General features: G+C 44.1%; 16 protein-coding genes and 1 pseudogene. 14 read left to right on the top strand and 3 right to left on the bottom strand.

Annotated elements, in window-relative coordinates; translation table 11 throughout:
- Positions 1-122: 122 nt before the first annotated feature.
- Positions 123-1,193, bottom strand: a complete 1,071-nt coding sequence (locus FIS9605_RS38460) for a glycosyltransferase family 4 protein (RefSeq protein WP_035140292.1) — start codon at positions 1,191-1,193, stop codon at positions 123-125.
- A 693-nt stretch (positions 1,194-1,886) separates the two neighbouring features.
- Between FIS9605_RS38460 and FIS9605_RS38455 the strand changes: the two genes are divergently transcribed.
- The 5 genes from FIS9605_RS38455 (at position 1,887) to FIS9605_RS0128150 (ending at position 6,700) form a co-directional block, all read left to right on the top strand.
- Positions 1,887-2,348 carry a hypothetical protein gene (locus tag FIS9605_RS38455; protein ID WP_155960553.1) on the top strand — a complete coding sequence of 154 codons (462 nt, stop codon included), beginning with the start codon at positions 1,887-1,889 and terminating at the stop codon, positions 2,346-2,348.
- Between the two features lie 267 nt (positions 2,349-2,615).
- The gene (locus FIS9605_RS0128165) at positions 2,616-3,083 is read left to right on the top strand and encodes an Hsp20/alpha crystallin family protein (protein WP_026735566.1); all 468 of its coding nucleotides are present in this window, start codon (positions 2,616-2,618) and stop codon (positions 3,081-3,083) included.
- Between the two features lie 323 nt (positions 3,084-3,406).
- Complete coding sequence (dnaK, locus tag FIS9605_RS0128160; protein ID WP_026735565.1) at positions 3,407-5,290, top strand: molecular chaperone DnaK; 1,884 nt, start codon at positions 3,407-3,409, stop codon at positions 5,288-5,290.
- 122 nt (positions 5,291-5,412) lie between these two features.
- Positions 5,413-6,174, top strand: coding sequence for a PRC-barrel domain-containing protein (locus FIS9605_RS0128155; protein WP_026735564.1), 762 nt, complete (start codon positions 5,413-5,415; stop codon positions 6,172-6,174).
- 55 nt (positions 6,175-6,229) lie between these two features.
- The gene (locus FIS9605_RS0128150) at positions 6,230-6,700 is read left to right on the top strand and encodes a phosphate-starvation-inducible PsiE family protein (RefSeq protein ID WP_026735563.1); all 471 of its coding nucleotides are present in this window, start codon (positions 6,230-6,232) and stop codon (positions 6,698-6,700) included.
- Positions 6,701-6,832: 132 nt separating this feature from the next.
- Here FIS9605_RS0128150 and FIS9605_RS0128145 read toward each other — a convergent pair whose 3' ends face one another.
- A complete protein-coding gene (locus FIS9605_RS0128145; RefSeq protein WP_026735562.1) occupies positions 6,833-7,294 on the bottom strand; it encodes a DUF4383 domain-containing protein in 462 nt (153 codons plus the stop codon).
- Between the two features lie 251 nt (positions 7,295-7,545).
- Here FIS9605_RS0128145 and FIS9605_RS0128140 point away from each other — a divergent pair, with 251 nt between their 5' ends.
- Positions 7,546-8,763, top strand: a complete 1,218-nt coding sequence (locus tag FIS9605_RS0128140) for an HhoA/HhoB/HtrA family serine endopeptidase (RefSeq protein WP_026735561.1) — start codon at positions 7,546-7,548, stop codon at positions 8,761-8,763.
- Between the two features lie 77 nt (positions 8,764-8,840).
- Here the strand turns inward: FIS9605_RS0128140 and FIS9605_RS0128135 are convergent, their stop codons facing one another.
- Positions 8,841-9,857, bottom strand: coding sequence for an AEC family transporter (locus FIS9605_RS0128135; RefSeq protein ID WP_026735560.1), 1,017 nt, complete (start codon positions 9,855-9,857; stop codon positions 8,841-8,843).
- Positions 9,858-10,032: 175 nt separating this feature from the next.
- Here FIS9605_RS0128135 and atpH point away from each other — a divergent pair, with 175 nt between their 5' ends.
- From atpH to FIS9605_RS0128095, 8 genes and pseudogenes are all read left to right on the top strand, one after another.
- A complete protein-coding gene (gene atpH, locus FIS9605_RS0128130; protein ID WP_026735559.1) occupies positions 10,033-10,584 on the top strand; it encodes an ATP synthase F1 subunit delta in 552 nt (183 codons plus the stop codon).
- 252 nt (positions 10,585-10,836) lie between these two features.
- Positions 10,837-11,148 (top strand): co-chaperone GroES, encoded by a 312-nt coding sequence (gene groES, locus FIS9605_RS0128125; protein ID WP_026735558.1) that lies wholly within the window; start codon positions 10,837-10,839, stop codon positions 11,146-11,148.
- Between the two features lie 163 nt (positions 11,149-11,311).
- Entirely contained in the window at positions 11,312-12,943 is a 1,632-nt protein-coding gene (groL, locus tag FIS9605_RS0128120; protein WP_026735557.1) for a chaperonin GroEL, read from the top strand.
- Between the two features lie 485 nt (positions 12,944-13,428).
- On the top strand, positions 13,429-13,797 hold the full coding sequence (locus tag FIS9605_RS0128115) for a four-helix bundle copper-binding protein (RefSeq protein WP_026735556.1): 369 nt from the start codon (positions 13,429-13,431) through the stop codon (positions 13,795-13,797).
- 197 nt (positions 13,798-13,994) lie between these two features.
- Positions 13,995-14,973 (top strand): annotated as a pseudogene (locus FIS9605_RS38450) (NAD(P)-dependent alcohol dehydrogenase).
- A gap of 538 nt (positions 14,974-15,511) precedes the next feature.
- Positions 15,512-16,258 carry a serine O-acetyltransferase gene (gene cysE, locus FIS9605_RS0128105; protein WP_026735555.1) on the top strand — a complete coding sequence of 249 codons (747 nt, stop codon included), beginning with the start codon at positions 15,512-15,514 and terminating at the stop codon, positions 16,256-16,258.
- A 47-nt stretch (positions 16,259-16,305) separates the two neighbouring features.
- Positions 16,306-16,545 (top strand): Asr1405/Asl0597 family protein, encoded by a 240-nt coding sequence (locus tag FIS9605_RS0128100; RefSeq protein WP_026735554.1) that lies wholly within the window; start codon positions 16,306-16,308, stop codon positions 16,543-16,545.
- 203 nt (positions 16,546-16,748) lie between these two features.
- Positions 16,749-16,949 (top strand): DUF2949 domain-containing protein, encoded by a 201-nt coding sequence (locus FIS9605_RS0128095; RefSeq protein WP_026735553.1) that lies wholly within the window; start codon positions 16,749-16,751, stop codon positions 16,947-16,949.
- The last annotated feature ends 148 nt before the right edge of the window (positions 16,950-17,097 follow it).

Here is a 17,097-nt window from a genome sequence, read left to right as displayed (position 1 = left end):
TGTAGTGAGTTGAACCGTTCACTTGTGTTAAAACATCCAGATTGAATTTAACTGCCTCTATCTATATAAATTGATCGCAACATTCCACTTTGTCAGTGAGGAAATCCACACCTATCAAGTAGTTATTTCCTCACCTCTGCAATGGCACTGTCAGAAACAAGGTTCCTTGTCGCCAGAACTTGGCAATAAACTGCCTCATAGCTATCTGTCATCTGCTTAACGCTGAAACGTTCCGTCACATATGCACGGCAGGTGTAGCGATCTAACTCACTAACCTGACTGACAGCACTGACACACTCTTGGACACTGTTGCACAAAAAGCCTGTCTTGCCGTGGGCAATCACTTCTGGTGCAGATCCAAATTTTGTGGCAATAACTGGCGTACCCGCAGCCATTGATTCAATCATCACCAAGCCAAAGGGTTCGCGCCAGATAATGGGAAATAAAGTGGCGATCGCACCACCTAGCAGGGCATTTTTTTGATTGTGGTCTGCTTCACCAAGATACTCTACTTGCTTGCCATCAATTTGAGGCTTGACTTTTTGTTCAAAAAAGTTGATATCAGCCACATCTACCTTACCCGCCATCTTCAAAGGTAAACCCACTTGCTTAGCAATGGCGATCGCTAAATGCGGTCCCTTTTCTGGTGACATTCGACCCAGAAACGCCAGGTAGGGCGGGTTATCTGGTAAAGCATAAAATCGATGGCTATTAACATCAATGGCATTGTAAACCGTCGCAACGTAATTTAGTCCCAACCTTGGTTCCCGCTGAGCATTGGAAATACTAACGTAAGGTTGATGTTTTGCATATGCAAACAGTTTTTCGCTATCAGGTGTAAAAATACCGTGTAATGTATGTACTGTAGGCGTTTTTACTAAATTAGCGTAAGCCAGTGCAGCATAGCCCATATGGGAGTGAATGATGTCAAACTTGTGTGCCTGCTCGTACACCCGACCTAATTGCAGTATCTCATAAACGTTGTACTCCTTGACATTGGGGTCGAGTCGTATGGCACGGGGATAAACGGATTCCAGTTTAGCAAGAGTGATAGAATCTCCCGATGCAAATAATGTAACAGAATGTCCGCGTCGAACAAGTTCATCGGTTAGCAGCCCCACTACTAATTCAGTACCGCCATAAGCTGGAGGCGGAACTCTCTCCCATAATGGGGCAACTTGAGCAATCCGCATAATTAAACTCCTAAAAAGTAGGCTTAAATAAAGAGCCTTTTTGGTCACAAATTGTTATTCAGTAAGTATTATTGCTTGATAGTTAAGTACAAATTTTCACAAGTCGTAGCGTTATCAAACCAACTAAATTCCTATTATTAGGTTACTAAATTCGTTACATATTCATGAAAATATGTACTAATTTTTAGCAATAATTTGAATAAGGCTTGTAGATAAATTTTATTTTTATTTAGAAAGAATTTTTCAACTACTTAAAGAGGGATAACACCATTTTCTCAAGAGTGAAAATGATATGTGCAACTATTCCTAAACATAGCTTCTGTTACAGAGGAGAAAGTAGTTATGATTATCTGTGCAACTTAGAATGTCATTGAAACTATGCCTTTAGATAGAGATTTTAGGAATGTAGAGACGCGCCATGGCGCGTCTCTACCTGTAGGCGATGAAATGGGAAATTTATCGGCATCCAATCAGATTTATGTCTACCCCTTGAGTAAGATGAACGCAATAGTTAATTCACTCTCAGGATAGGCTCAGGGTAGCAATAGGTTTTCTAGAGTTTAAGTTGACAGTGGATTGTTAGCCTAAATTAGTCCGGCTTTAGTAAAAGTTCTAGTGGTGGCTTGATGTTACAGCCGATTAGGTTGTTCAAATTGTATTTCTTAATAGAACTGCGATCGCAGGGGGTATCAGATGCAAAGCGTAACAATGCAATCAACCGTAAATAGGCTTCCTTGGTTTTGCCTAACTCTAATAGTACTCATTTACGGCGTAATTGGTTGGAGTCTGTTTACAGATGATTTGCCCAGGTTGGCTGTAGCCGTAGCTGCGGTTGGAATTTTTGCTTTGGCTGGGACTAGTAGATTTTCTGCCCAGGCTGGATTTGATGTTTGGGGTGGGGTGTTGGCTTTGACATTCGGTACAGTTTTTATCCTGGTAGGAGTTTTGATTTCCTCGGGAGCATACGCTTGGGCTTTTGCTGTAGCTTGTGTTTGGGCTTTTGGTTTTGCTTTGGATTTGGCTTTAGTAAGGGCTGTGAATGTAATGGATTCAGTTGGATTCACTCCAACGCAAATATTCTGGATTTTAGTGATGATTTCTTCGCTTAGTGTTGCATTAGGATGGGTAACGCACAAAATTTTGCTGAGTTTTTGATCGAAGCGGCTGTTTTTTGTTAAAAGCTACTGAATTTGTAACAAAAAGTAAAACTTGGAAGATAGTACGGAGATTGCGATCGCCCTTGGCTATAAAACCGAACCTAGTCAACTTTAATCCTAATGCTAATGTGTTAGCTAGGAAGCTTGAGATTGAGCTTCCTGAAATTAAAGCTCTATTACAAAAAATATACTTATCTTAATAAGAGCCAGGAAGCTTGAGATTGAGCCTCCTAAGAAAAAAGATTGATTCTTAGAGGTGATAGCTATGGCAATTATGCGTTGGGAACCTTTCCGGGGACTTGAACGTTGGGAACCTTTCCGGGAAGTTGAAACCTTACAGCGGCAAATGAATCGCCTGTTTGACAGTTTGATGACTACTGATGGCGGTGAAAGCATGGGATTATCCTTTGTTCCTGCCGCCGAAATGGAAGAAACCGATGACGCGATTCACTTGAAACTGGAAGTACCCGGTCTAGAACCAAAAGATATAAATGTAGAAGTAACCGCCGAATCTGTTTCTATTAGCGGTGAGCGTCAGTCCCAAACCAAAACCGAACACGATGGTGTAACTCGCTCTGAGTTCCGCTATGGCAGATTCCAAAGGGTGATTCCCTTACCTTCCCACATTCAAAACGATAAAGTGCATGCTGAATACAAAAATGGCATTCTCAACTTAACCTTGCCGAAAGCTGAAGAAGAAAAGCATAAAGTTGTCAAGGTTAATGTTGGTTAATTGGACTTGTTGAGAAGTCGGGGAAAGGGGAGCCGTTGCGCCGTTGGAAGTTCTCCGGAGCCGGAGCGTCTCCGGCTCCACTCCATTCGAGCAACTGGCGTCAAAGGCGAAGAGGTAAACTGAGATCTTGCACCATTCTCTATAAAAAGCCAGAGACTCTGTCGTTACCAGGTTGAACCTGATAACGAGGGTTTGGAGGCTCTGCCTCCGGACTTTTACAACTAGTGCAAGATGTGAATAAAGGTAAAAAATTCCTTTTCCCTTTACCCTTTAACCTTTCCTTTACCCTATACCTCTGCACCCCTATTGAAGAGGAAAGTGTTATGGCAAAAGTAGTTGGAATTGACTTAGGAACGACAAACTCTTGCGTTGCTGTCATGGAAGGAGGACAACCCGTTGTTATTCCTAACGCTGAAGGACAGCGCGTTACTCCCTCCGTTGTCGCTTATACAAAGGCGGGCGATCGCTTGGTAGGTCAAATTGCCAGACGTCAAGCAGTCATGAACCCGGAAAATACTTTTTATTCAGTCAAACGCTTCATTGGGCGCAAATATGACGAAGTTACCCATGAAGCTACGGAGGTCTCCTATAAAATCCTGCGTGACAGTAATGGCAATGTCAAACTCAACTGCCCTGGTACAGGTCAACAATTTGCTCCTGAAGAAATTTCTGCTCAAGTTCTGCGGAAGCTGGCAGACGACGCTAGTAAATATTTGGGAGAAAAAGTTACCCAAGCGGTAATTACAGTTCCTGCTTACTTCAATGACTCCCAGCGACAAGCCACCAAAGACGCTGGAAAAATTGCAGGTTTAGAAGTCCTTCGCATCATCAACGAACCCACAGCCGCAGCCCTTGCCTACGGTCTAGATAAAAAAACTAACGAAACTATCTTGGTCTTTGACCTTGGTGGTGGGACATTCGATGTTTCCATTTTGGAAGTGGGTGATGGTGTCTTTGAAGTCAAAGCTACTAGCGGCGACACCCACCTAGGTGGTGACGATTTTGATAAAAAGATTGTTGATTGGCTGGCTGATGAGTTTAAGCGTAACGAAGGTATTGACCTGCGTAAAGATAGGCAAGCTTTGCAACGTCTAACCGAAGCAGCTGAGAAAGCTAAAATTGAGCTTTCCAGTGCTACCCAAACTAATATCAACCTGCCTTTCATCACTGCCACTCAAGAAGGGCCCAAACACCTGGATATGACTTTGACGCGGGCTAAATTTGAGGAGATGTGTTCAGATCTCCTAGACCGCTGTCGCAAGCCAGTGCAACAAGCTCTCAATGACGCTAAACTCTCCACCAGTGACATTGACGAGGTAGTACTGGTAGGTGGTTCTACTCGCATTCCTGCTGTGCAACAATTAGTGCGGCAGATGACAGGTAAAGAACCTTGTCAAGGCGTTAACCCCGATGAAGTCGTAGCCGTTGGTGCTGCTATTCAAGCGGGCGTTCTGTCAGGTGAAGTGAAAGATATCTTGCTGCTGGATGTGACGCCCTTGTCTTTGGGTGTGGAAACCCTTGGTGGCGTGATGACCAAGATTATTTCTCGCAACACCACCATCCCTGTGAAAAAATCCGAAATTTTCTCCACAGCGGCGGATGGACAGACAAACGTGGAAATTCACGTCCTCCAGGGTGAGCGGGAATTGGCAAAAGACAACAAGAGCTTAGGTACTTTCCGCCTCGATGGAATTCCTCCAGCTCCGCGAGGTGTACCGCAAATCGAAGTTACCTTCGACATCGACGCTAACGGCATTCTCTCTGTGACTGCGAGAGATAAGGCGACAGGTAAGCAGCAGTCAATTTCGATCACGGGTGCTTCCACCCTCGACAAGCGAGATGTAGAACGCATGGTGCGGGATGCTGAAGCTCACGCTGAGGAAGACCGTAGACGCCGTGAGCAAATCGATACTAAGAATAACGCAGATTCACTGACTTATCAAGCCGAGAAACAACTCAAAGACTTGGGTGATAAGGTAAGTGCTGCTGATAAAAGTCGAGTTGAAAGGCTGCTTGCAGATTTGCGCGATGCGATTAACCAGGAGAACTACGATCGCATCAAGTCTCTCACTTCGGAGTTACAGCAAGCCTTAATGCAAGTGGGTAGTGCCGTCTATGCCCAAGCGGGAGGCACAACTGGTACTGCTTCTAGCAGTGGCCGCAGCGGTGATGATGTGATTGATGCCGATTTTGTGGAAAACAAGTAATTTCGGGAGCTTGTTTTGTCCGTAAAGGCTTTGGGGCGCGGAACGCGCCTCGAAGCCAAAGAGCTACCCAATCCCTAGCAAGCGATCGCAGTATACGGAAAAATCTTGAGGAGGATAAAAGCATGATTAATGTTGTACGTCGTAGCCAAATCCTCGGTTTAATGACAATGGACAGTGGTAGTGCAACTCGATTTGACGCTGTAGAAGAGGTTTGGATAGATGATAGAGGACGGGTAACTTACTTAAGCGGAAGCCAAGGATATACACCCCTGGAGCAAGTGTCTGTAATTGGTCCTGATGCGGTATTAACTTACAGCTCTACTGTTGTGTCTCAACCTACAAATCTCCATCGTTTGTACCAATTGCCAGTCCGCTCCCCAATGTCTGACTCTTTGGGATGGATAGAAGATTTTCTCTTTGATTGGGAAACTGGTGACATTGCTGCCTATATCTTGGGTGGAGATATTGCCACTTCTTTTGGTGAACGGGCAGTGCTGTATCCAGAAGATGTGGAAGTAATTGACGCAGAAGCGGTAGTAGTGCGAGAAGGAGCAAAAGAGCGCCTGAAGAGTGAATCAGAGGGACTCAAAGGCTTTATTAGCGAGAAGTCGCAGCAGGTGAGAAACTTGGTGAAAACAATGAGCGATCGCCTCAAATCCATAGTTTCACCCCAGGATAAGCCAGAAGTAGTGCGAGTGAAGATTAAAGAAGTGCATGACGAGCTAGAAGCTTCTGGCAAGCACGACAAAAACATCCTGCAACAAGCTACACAGTTTTTGCTTGCGGAGTGGGAAAGTTTTCAGGAATCAGCACATCGAGCAGGCGATCGCGTCAAACACGCCCTTGATTCTGCTTGGAAACACTTGACGAAAAAGCAAGCCTAAAGATCGTAGCTAAAATCACCACAGGAACAATTGACTCCTGGAGGAAGAACAGCAGATGTTTAAAATCTGGAATAACTCACCTAGTCACTGGAAAACGCTAGTAAGTCGAGAACAGATTGTTCATTACCTTGAAACTGTCCAGGACTTGATTGTGATACTACTGTGCATTGGTATGTTTAGTATCATGCTCATCCGGATGGGGGAATTATTCTTCTCCCTCATGCATCCCCTTCAGTTTCAAGCAGTCACCTCCGATATTTTATTTCTATTGATTTTGGTTGAATTATTCCGACTATTAATCATCTACCTCCAGGAACGTCGTATCTCGGTTGGTGTGGCTGTCGAAGTGTCAATTGTCTCCGCCTTGCGAGAAGTCATCTTACGAGGCATTGTAGAAATCCCTAGTGGTCAGCTTTGGGCTATTTGTGGATTTTTGGCTGTTCTGGGAGGACTGCTAATTATTCGTGCCCTCCAAGCGCGTATCTTCAAAACGGTTGGCTATTCAGAAAACAACCCGCGTCTCTAGTCAACTTGTCAAGCCAATCAAGGGGCTGGCTTGTATCGAGGCGAAATCAATTCAATAATAAACCCCACTCACTATAGAGTAGGGTTGATGGATTGTTAATTTTCTAGTTAACCGCGATACCCCTATTACAAGTTACAAGCGGTTACGTGAGCGACCAGTTACCACTTCGCGTTCGTGCTCTCGCAGTTCTGCCGCAGTGGGTGGTTTAAATCCAAAATAGGCGGCGATCGCTGCTGTGATCGCATGGAGCCAAACATTGTTACCAAAGATCGGAATTAGGCCAAACACCGTATTGAAATATGGCAACAATCCCATAATTGCCAGCACTCCATAAAAGATTGCCAAACCGCGTCCATAAGTCCGTGCTCTGATGTAGTTGCGGTACGAAACCAATCCCCAAATACCGACAGCTATATGCACAATGTTATGGAGAAAATTGATGGGGAATGCTTCTAGCAGATAACCATATCCAGCCTTAAAAAGAACTTCAGGTCCACCAGTACCGGGCGTTGCCACCATACCTGGTATAAAGCCGAAAATACCAAGTAATATATATACAATACCGCTAATCAGGGCAAAGTAGCGCGCTCCCATAGTAATACTCCGTGTTTATTAAAAATTTTGAAAATCTAAAGGGATTTTCTATCCCTTCATTCACTTACTCTGTTTGTTGCAATTAGATTCTCAGAAATGCTCTTTTTTCAATTTGCTTTCGTTGAGCTAACAATAACGGCAACAATTTCTCTTACTATCAGCCTGTTCAAAATAAAGAAAGAATTCGCCTATCTAAAGTGAGAATTTTCTTTCAAAGTTTAATTAGTATTCAAAAATGGAGGTTGGTTTCCATGACAGCTTCCGATCAACGTTTTTCACCTCTGCGTCAAGTTGGCAGCCATGCTCTTGCTGTTATCTTGAGTATTGCCTTAACCTTGACTACCCTACGGGCATTTCCGGCTCTATTGCTTCCCAACTCCCAACCTCAAAGTTCTGAGTTTCGGTCAGTTACACCTACTAATGTGTCAGTAGCACTCGATAGTGACCACAGCTTTGTTGTTGCTGCTGTGAATCGAGTTGGGCCTACAGTTGTACGGATTGATACTGAGCGTACCATTGCTAGAGAATTCCCCAACCCTTTCTTTGATGATCCCTTCTTTCGCAGATTTTTTGGCGAAGACATTTTTCCTAGATTACCGCGAGAGTATCACCTACAAGGGCTGGGTTCGGGTTTTATTATTGATCGCAATGGCATAATTCTCACTAATGCTCATGTTGTTAGTGGTGCTGACACTGTAAAAGTCACCCTTAGAGATGGGCGCACATTTAGAGGGGACGTGCGGGGAATTGATGAACCTTCAGACCTGGCGGTGGTCAAAATTGAGGGACAAAACCTACCCGTAGCTCCCTTGGGAAACTCCAGCGATGTGCAGGTAGGAGACTGGGCGATCGCACTCGGTAATCCATTAGGTCTAGATAATACTGTAACTTTAGGAATTATCAGTACTCTTAACCGTTCCAGTACCCAAGTAGGCATTCCTGACAAACGGCTAGACTTTATTCAAACTGATGCTGCTATCAATCCTGGTAACTCCGGCGGCCCGTTGTTAAACGCTCGTGGCGAAGTCATCGGTATTAACACCGCGATTCGCGCTGAAGCTCAAGGAATCGGGTTTGCGATTCCTATTGACAAAGCCAAGGCAATCAAAGATAGACTGGCTCGTGGTGAAAAAATTCCACACCCATACATCGGTATTCGGATGCTAACTCTGACGCCAGAGTTAGCGAAACAATCCAATCGTGACCCAAACGCACCATTCACTGTACCGGAAATTAATGGGGTGCTTGTTGCAGAAGTTATGCCCAATAGCCCAGCAGCATCTGCTGGTTTGCGCCGAGGCGATGTCATCCTAGAAATAGATGGCAATCCGATCGCCTCTGCTGACCAATTGCAAAACGCAGTGGAAAATAGCCAAATTGGTCAACCATTGCGGTTGAAAGTGCAGCGGGGCAAACAAACATTGCAGTTAACGGTGCGTCCAGGAGAATTACAGGATGCTGCTCCTTAGTCATTAGTCCATAGTCAATAGTCAATAGTCAACAACCACTAACTACTAACCACTAACAACCAACAAAGAACAATAACTTAGTTCAACCAAGTCACCCACACAGGCAGAATTACCAATACCCCTACTAAAGTCAGAGTAATACTACCGATCAGCAACTCTCGGTCTAGGTCATACACCTCGGCTAAGATTAGCGTCACCAGTCCTGTGGGAACTCCTGCCATCATTACTAATACCAGGCGTGGCTCACCTGTTAATCCTAGACAGGTAGCAGTTAACCCCACCATTGCGGGGATGACTAAAACTTTTAACATTGCCGGAATTAGGGCGAGTTCCAAACTTGGCCAGCATTTGATGGAGCCAAGACGAAGGCCAAGCAGCAACAAAGCACTAGCAAAGACGACCCAAATCATTGCCTGCAATCCTGACTCGACAATTAAAGGCAATTCCATATCTTGGCTGAGCAAGCCAACGAAAAAAGCCCACTGGCTAGGAACTGTCAGAACATCTCGTAATGAATTCCACAAAGGATGTTGTGTTTTACTTTGTCCAAAATAGCTAGCGATGAACACAGCTAGACTGTAGGTGATGATACCAGAAACGTTGTATATAATTGCCCAGTCCAAATAAAGGGGATCGATAAGGACGTCTGCTAATGTCATCCCGATAAAGCCTGTATTACCAAGCATGGCAGCTAAGATAAAGCTGCCAAAGCGCGATCGCGTGACATGTTGCTCTTGGAGTGCGGTTTGAAAAATAGCACCTGCTCCGGCATCAAGCGATCGCTCTAGGGAAATTTGCTGCTTGGGTAGCTCTTGTGCATTGTAGTAATTAAACTTTTGCCATCCCCACCAACTCAGTAGTGCTAAACCCATACTTAGCAGCGAGGCTTCCACAACAACCAAGGGAATCAGCAGTGTTTCCCCGCCTAGTTCCGTTCGACGCCCGAACATGAAAGATTGTAGTGGAACCCCAACCCAGTAAAGTACAATACCAAGCCGTGTAGAGAAACTGGTTGGTATAAACCGAAACAATATTATTCCTAAACTTATCCATATAAATAAAGGAGCGTAAGCCCGTAATAAAGAGTCAAACATAACAAAACCTCACCCCTGTTCATAGTGCGGCGAGTTGATAGGGGATAAGTATTCCAGAGTTATACCTGAAGTAGTATAGCCGCTAGCTATAGCATAAATGATGTTTCCAGTCAACATCATCGCTTTTCCTAACTATTTTGGCTTAATCTAGATGTGACGCTGGGAGATGATATTTATGAGACACAGCGTTATTAGTACTAAAATTGTCAAACCCTATGCCGAAGCATTGATGTCTGTAGCTGTGAATCACGGTTTGATAGAGCGAATTAACCAAGATGTTAGCTTTTTACTGGACTTACTGGAGGAATCCAAACAGTTAAATGATTTCTTAGCCAATCCGCTCATCAAGGCTGAAGCAAAGAAGACTGTACTCCAGCAGATTACAGCAACCCAGGTTCATCCCTACGTTCTCAATTTTTTAATGCTTTTAGTAGACCGTCGCCGGATCTCGTGGTTACAAGGGATTTGTCAGCAGTATCAAGCTTTGTTGCGTGAATTCAATCGGATCGTGCTAGCTGAGGCGATCGCAGCCACTGAACTTACAGAAGAACAAAAAGAAGCGATCGCCCAAAAAGTCAAACAGATGACAGGAGCTAAACAAGTTGAACTCAAAACCCGTATTGATCCGGATCTGCTTGGTGGTTTAATTGTTAAAGTTGGCTCTCGGGTAATTGACCTTAGCCTCCGAGGTCAACTTCGTCGGCTGGCAAATTCTTTGATGAAATAACGCTTGAGAATATTTCTTGTTTTCAACACTCCTATAGTTCGGCAAACCACACCTAAAGTAAGTTGCTGTTTGCTTGTCTTTTTAACTACATTAGCAATCGAAATAAGAGAGTGCTAATCCTCCCTTCCAAGGATAGTAAATTCTGACTGTAACTTTTGGTAAGGAGAGATAAACACTTCTAATTCAACAGACAACAAATAAACTCTTCAAAATTACTTTATAAATTATCAATAAACGCCTGGAGGATTGCATATGACAAAAGTATCTCTGAGCGTTTCTACAGTCAAACCACTTGGCGATCGTGTCTTCATTAAAGTTGCTGAATCAGAAGAGAAGACCCCTGGTGGAATTCTCCTTCCTGACACAGCCAAAGAAAAACCCCAAGTTGGAGAAGTTGTGGCTGTTGGCCCTGGCAAGTGGAATGAAGATGGCTCACGTCAGACAATGGATGTGAAGGTGGGCGATAAAGTTCTCTATTCCAAGTATGCTGGGACGGACATCAAAATCGGTACTGAAGATTACGTACTAGTGACGGAAAAAGATGTCCTGGCGACGCTTACTTAGTGGGCACTAGGGACTCTGGGGCAAAGGGCAAAGGGCATGGGGCATAGGAAAAATCAGTACTTCAATGCCCAATACCCAATTCCCAATGCCCGATTCCCAATCCCCAATCCCCGATACCCAATCACCAGTACCTAGTACTCGTATTTGTGCAGGAGGAATATTTATGGCTAAACAAATAATTTACAACGAAGAGGCTCGTCGTGCTTTGGAAAAGGGTATGGACATTTTGTCTGAAGCAGTAGCCATTACTCTTGGCCCCAAAGGTCGTAACGTAGTACTAGAGAAGAAGTTTGGTGCTCCTCAGATTGTTAATGATGGCATCACCATTGCTAAAGAAATTGAGTTAGAAGACCATGTAGAAAACACTGGTGTCTCTCTCATTCGTCAAGCGGCGGCTAAAACTAATGATGTTGCTGGTGATGGAACAACAACGGCGGTTGTCCTAGCTAGCGCGATGGTTCGAGAAGGAATGCGGAACGTAGCCGCAGGTGCAAACGCTATTGCCCTGAGGCGGGGAATTGATAAGGCAACCCACTTCCTAGTAGAAAAAATTGCCGAACATGCCCGTCCGGTGGAAGAGTCCAAAGCCATTGCCCAAGTTGCTGCCATTTCGGCTGGTAATGACGAAGAAGTTGGTCAGATGATTGCTAACGCGATGGAAAAGGTGGGCAAGGAAGGCGTAATTTCCCTGGAAGAAGGGAAGTCTATGACCACCGAACTAGAAATCACTGAAGGGATGCGCTTTGATAAAGGCTACATCTCTCCATACTTTGTTACCGATCCAGAACGGATGGAAGCAGTTTTCGATGAGCCTTACATACTGCTGACTGATAAAAAAATTACTTTAGTACAAGACTTGGTATCAATACTTGAGCAAGTGGCTCGTGCTGGCAAGCCCATGCTGATTGTTGCTGAAGACATCGAGAAAGAAGCTTTAGCAACTCTAGTAGTCAACCGATTGCGGGGCGTACTGAATGTTGCTGCTGTCAAGGCTCCTGGTTTTGGCGATCGCCGCAAAGCGATGCTAGAAGACATCGCCATCCTCACTGGCGGTCAACTGATTACCGAAGAAGCTGGCCTGAAGTTGGAAAACGCCAACTTAGATATGCTGGGCAGAGCTAGACGCATCACCATTACCAAGGATCACACCACGATTGTTGCTGAAGGCAACGAAAAAGCTGTGAAGGCTCGAATTGAGCAAATTCGCCGTCAAATAGATGAAACTGAGTCTTCCTACGACAAAGAGAAGTTGCAAGAGCGTCTTGCAAAACTAGCTGGTGGTGTAGCTGTGATCAAGGTGGGTGCTGCTACGGAAACGGAAATGAAAGACAAGAAGCTGCGCCTGGAAGATGCCATCAACGCAACTAAAGCAGCAGTGGAAGAAGGTATTGTTCCTGGTGGTGGCACTACTCTGTTACACCTAGCTCCACAATTGGAGGAGTGGGCAGCTGAACATGTAAGTGGTGATGAGCTAATCGGTGCGATGATTGTTGCCCGTGCGCTTTATGCTCCGCTGCGGCGAATTGCTGATAATGCTGGTCAAAATGGCGCTGTGGTTGCTGAACGAGTCAAGGAAAAACCATTTGATATCGGCTTCGATGCAGTCAAGAATGAGTTTGTTGATATGTTTGAAGCTGGTATCGTTGACCCTGCTAAAGTTACCCGTTCTGCTCTGCAAAATGCCGCTTCGATCGCAGGTATGGTGCTGACAACCGAGTGCATTGTGGTTGACAAGCCGGAACCTAAAGCAAAAGCTGGTGCTGGTGCTGGCATGGGTGGTGAGTTTGACTACTAAAAGTTCTCAACGACTATAAGCTATGCAAACCGCCTTCCGTTTTTGAAAGGCGGTTTTTCATGAACAATGTTGATTGTTTTAGTACAGCTTTGCACAAAACTGTAGCGAAATAAAAACGCAGAGGTACGCAGAGTTTTCTGTAAGACTATCGGCTAAGCAATCAAATTCACATGCACTCATCTGTCCAGATTCAAAAAACGATCGCCGTATTTCATCTGTGGTCGATTTTTAAAACATAATTCTGGTCATAGCCTTAAATCACATCAAGCGTTATTTAGCTTTTTGTAAGAAAATGAAATTATTGTAATCACAACTACAAAAAAATAGTTATGCATACAAAAATGAAATTAGTATGAAATCCTTATATTTCATAAGTAACAAATATTTGTCACTCCATTAGATAGAGGTAATTGTACTTGCACCTTTTTAAGGTGAGGCTAGAGGTAATCGAGCCTCTAACCTCAGCAATTGGAGAGGTAAAAATTATGGCAATACAACAACTTACCTTGAACCAAGTTAATCAGCAGATGCAGGAGTGCATTCAAAACTGCTTAGACTGCCACAGCATCTGCTTGAATACCGTGACATACTGCTTACAAAAAGGCGGTAATCACGCAGAACAATCTCACATTCGGCTATTGCTCGACTGCGCTGAAATTTGTGAAACCAGCGCTAATTTTATGCTTCGGACTTCTGAATTGCACGCTCGTACCTGTGGTACTTGCGCGGAAATTTGCTCTCGCTGTGCGGAAGATTGCGATCGCTTCGGCGATGATGCTCAAATGAAAGCTTGTGCTGATATGTGTCGTCGTTGTGCTGAATCTTGTCAGCGAATGGCAATGGCAACTGCATAAGTCACTCTCTTCGCTGGCTGCTGTCATGCGGTAGCCAGCGAATGCAAAACAATGTTGTTTGTGCGATCGTGATCGCAATTCTAATTCCCTTTCAACAGGAGGTTGTTTGACTGCAAAATTACTAACTAAACTGAATTTATCCGCAAAAAGATGCTTTCTTAGTTCAATCGAAAAATCAAGACACTAGGAGGGAAACTATGAAAGCAGTTGTCATTCGTCAGTATGGTTCCGCAGATGTGTTGCAATACGAAGATGTAGCACCACCGAAAATAAAACCCGATCAGTTACTTGTCAAGGTTCATGCCACCTGCGTTAACCCCGTTGATTGGAAAACCCGCAAGGGTATGTTGAAAATTCTCACAGGCAATAAATTCCCAATGATTCTTGGGTATGATTTGGCGGGTGAGGTTGTAGAAGTTGGTTCTAATGTTACACGCTTCAGGATAGGAGACCAAATTTACGCTACTCTCAGCCCGCTTAGCGGAGGTGCTTACGCAGAATTTGCAGCTGTTCCAGAAAAGTTTGCTGCTCTCCAAACCAACAAATATGAGCTATGTAGAAGCTGCCTCTGTACCCATGGTAGGGCTGACTGCTTTGCAAGCACTGCGAAACCAAGGTAAAATTCAGCCAGGACAAGCCGTTTTAATTAATGGGGCTTCCGGTGGTGTGGGAATTTTTGCAGTCCAAATTGCTAAGGTGTTAGGTGCAGAAGTAACAGGAGTTTGCAGTACAAAGAACCTGGATTTAGTAAAATCTCTGGGAGCGGATGCCCAAGGGCAAGCCGCTACGCGTCTACGCGTCATTGATTACACGCAACAAGATTTTACCCAAGATACTGTGCAGTACGATATTATTTTTGATGCAGTTGGTAAGCGTTCTTTTTCTGATTGCAAAAAAGTCCTTAAACCAAGCGGAGTTTACGTTACTACACTGCCTACTCCGGAAAATCTCCTACAGCGAGTATTGACTACTTTCATTCCTGGTAAAAAAGCTAAATTCGTGTTTGAATCGCCTAATGCCCAAGATTTAGTTTATCTGAAAGAGTTAATTGAAGCAGGTAAAATTCGCACTGTTATCGATCGCACATATCCCTTACAAGAATTAGCCGCCGCTCATGCCTATAGCGAAGACGGACATGCTGTAGGCAAAATTGCGATCGCTGTTACTACTGGTTAGTGGTTAGTGGTTAGTAGTTAGTAGTTAGTGGTTAGTAGTTATTCTCCCCATCTCCCCATCTCCCCATTCCCACTCTCCCACTCTCCCTATTCCCCACTATCCACTATCCACTAACTACTAACCCTTGACTAGACTTGTTTTTTCCCCAACAAAATAATAAAATATCAATAGTGATTGCATATACAGAAATTTTACTTTTCATATTATCAACCGCATATTTTCGTGCGGATGAGTACACTTTAAGTTATGCAAAAATCTCTTGCCTAAATCGCTGCAAAGCCCTACTCGCAAAGAGCTTGCAATTGAGTACAAAAATACCTAGCCCTGCACCCAAAAATACCAGAACCCCCAGCCCGAGAATACTAGCACCCCTACCCCCAAAAGAATTCTAAATTTCCATTAAATCAGGGTTTGAGGGATTGAGTACAACCTTAATCAATCCAATAAATCCAATCAGCATCGGATGCACAGTTCCTTTGCAAGCAACCTGATATAAGCAGAAAAATAGGGAACCGCTTTTTTAATCAGGGCATAACCGATGCAACAAACCTTAGACCCGATCCGAAATTCCAAGACTGCAAAAACGTCGGCTAGTGCAAATACCGACCAAAATAAAACTCTGGCTTCTGGAGTTTTTTTGGAACCTCTGTTAAGTGATTTTCGCATCATTTTTGAGCGCGATCCGGCAGCAAGAAATTGGTTAGAGGTGCTGTTTTGCTATCCTGGGTTTCACGCGCTTTGTTTGCATCGTCTCGCCCACTGGTTGCACCATCACAAGGTGTTTTTTATCCCCCGCTTAATTTCTCACTTCGGGCGGTTTTTGACGGGGATTGAAATTCACCCAGGTGCAGAAATTGGTAAAGGGGTGTTTATCGACCACGGTATGGGAGTTGTGATTGGTGAAACAGCCATGGTCGGGGATTACAGCTTGATTTACCAAGGCGTCACCCTTGGCGGAACTGGCAAAGAAACTGGTAAACGCCATCCCACCTTGGGCAAAAACGTTGTTGTAGGAGCAGGTGCGAAAGTCTTGGGTAATATTTCCATTGGCGATCGCGTCCGCATTGGTGCAGGTTCAGTTGTGCTGCGGAATGTCCCCTCGGATTGCACTGTGGTAGGAATTCCCGGACGGAATATTTCTCGCAAACGGGATGAGTGTCTCTCTCCTCTTGAACATGGCAAGCTTCCTGATGTAGAAGCAACTGCGATCCGCTCTTTGCTAGAACGCATCGAGCAACTCGAACAAAAACTAAATAGTCAAGAGTCCAGAGTCAAGAGTCAATAGTTGGTGGTTAATAAAACAACCAACAACCAACAACCAACAATCAACAAATGCACAGTTCTAACACTTTAGGCGATCGCTATATTGTCCAGATTCCTTTGAGCGATCGCTGGCAAGTCTATCATCGCTTGCAAGAATTAATGATTCCTTGTTCGTGTCTTCCTGATGGTTCATTGCGGGTACAAATAAATAGCGGTCTTGCTGCAATTCTCGTTCGCAGTACCGTTAAGCAATTTATGGCTTCTCGTCAAGAATTAATCGATTGGCTAGAGGAATGCTGGCAGCTTTAATTGTTTGACTAACACAATTCATCAAATCTCAGAAGTTTATTTTTGCGGCTAGCATTCTGGGGAATGAGAAAAATTTTCAGCAACGAAGATAGTCATTTCCAAGCTAATTGATAGAGAAGGATGAAAAATATTTGCTAGCTCACGCCAGTGAAACTTAGCAACAATTCATACTTTACACTTCACCATTGTTTGTCAAATTTTCTATGAGAGTGAACTGTCACAGTGATATAAAATTCATCGATTTTTTGCAGAATGAACTTGCACTTTCAAGAGGGGATATCGCTGTGGCTCTGCGAAAAAGAGAGTTAGATAACGATCCATTACCCATGCTTCTTTGGCAATATGGTTTAGTTGACATAGAGCAGCTGGAACGAATTTTTGATTGGTTAGAAGACCAAACCTAATACTGCTATACAGAAGTCAAAAGTCAAATTATTGTCGTCATGATGTACTAGCTGCACGATTTTCAATTTTAGTTTGAAGTACGGGCATCTGCGTAAGGTCAACAGTAAAAATTGCAAACATTCGAGGTGAACACTATGATTTCCACTT

Origin of the sequence: Fischerella sp. PCC 9605 (assembly GCF_000517105.1) — a bacterium.
GTDB lineage: Bacteria > Cyanobacteriota > Cyanobacteriia > Cyanobacteriales > Nostocaceae > PCC9605.
Note: the sequence above shows the minus strand (reverse complement) of the source record. Positions and strands in the feature narration are given on the sequence as shown.

Excerpts from the sequence above, each read along its gene's own strand:
- cysE (WP_026735555.1), top strand. The coding sequence starts at position 15,512 with ATGCAACAAACCTTAGACCCGATCCGAAATTCCAAGACTGCAAAAACG.
- dnaK (WP_026735565.1), top strand. The coding sequence starts at position 3,407 with ATGGCAAAAGTAGTTGGAATTGACTTAGGAACGACAAACTCTTGCGTT.
- FIS9605_RS0128140 (WP_026735561.1), top strand. The coding sequence starts at position 7,546 with ATGACAGCTTCCGATCAACGTTTTTCACCTCTGCGTCAAGTTGGCAGC.
- FIS9605_RS0128165 (WP_026735566.1), top strand. The coding sequence starts at position 2,616 with ATGGCAATTATGCGTTGGGAACCTTTCCGGGGACTTGAACGTTGGGAA.
- FIS9605_RS38455 (WP_155960553.1), top strand. The coding sequence starts at position 1,887 with ATGCAAAGCGTAACAATGCAATCAACCGTAAATAGGCTTCCTTGGTTT.
- FIS9605_RS0128155 (WP_026735564.1), top strand. The coding sequence starts at position 5,413 with ATGATTAATGTTGTACGTCGTAGCCAAATCCTCGGTTTAATGACAATG.
- FIS9605_RS0128145 (WP_026735562.1), bottom strand. The coding sequence starts at position 7,294 with ATGGGAGCGCGCTACTTTGCCCTGATTAGCGGTATTGTATATATATTA.
- FIS9605_RS0128150 (WP_026735563.1), top strand. The coding sequence starts at position 6,230 with ATGTTTAAAATCTGGAATAACTCACCTAGTCACTGGAAAACGCTAGTA.
- atpH (WP_026735559.1), top strand. The coding sequence starts at position 10,033 with ATGAGACACAGCGTTATTAGTACTAAAATTGTCAAACCCTATGCCGAA.
- FIS9605_RS0128135 (WP_026735560.1), bottom strand. The coding sequence starts at position 9,857 with ATGTTTGACTCTTTATTACGGGCTTACGCTCCTTTATTTATATGGATA.
- FIS9605_RS0128115 (WP_026735556.1), top strand. The coding sequence starts at position 13,429 with ATGGCAATACAACAACTTACCTTGAACCAAGTTAATCAGCAGATGCAG.
- FIS9605_RS0128095 (WP_026735553.1), top strand. The coding sequence starts at position 16,749 with ATGAGAGTGAACTGTCACAGTGATATAAAATTCATCGATTTTTTGCAG.
- groES (WP_026735558.1), top strand. The coding sequence starts at position 10,837 with ATGACAAAAGTATCTCTGAGCGTTTCTACAGTCAAACCACTTGGCGAT.
- FIS9605_RS0128100 (WP_026735554.1), top strand. The coding sequence starts at position 16,306 with ATGCACAGTTCTAACACTTTAGGCGATCGCTATATTGTCCAGATTCCT.
- FIS9605_RS38460 (WP_035140292.1), bottom strand. The coding sequence starts at position 1,193 with ATGCGGATTGCTCAAGTTGCCCCATTATGGGAGAGAGTTCCGCCTCCA.
- groL (WP_026735557.1), top strand. The coding sequence starts at position 11,312 with ATGGCTAAACAAATAATTTACAACGAAGAGGCTCGTCGTGCTTTGGAA.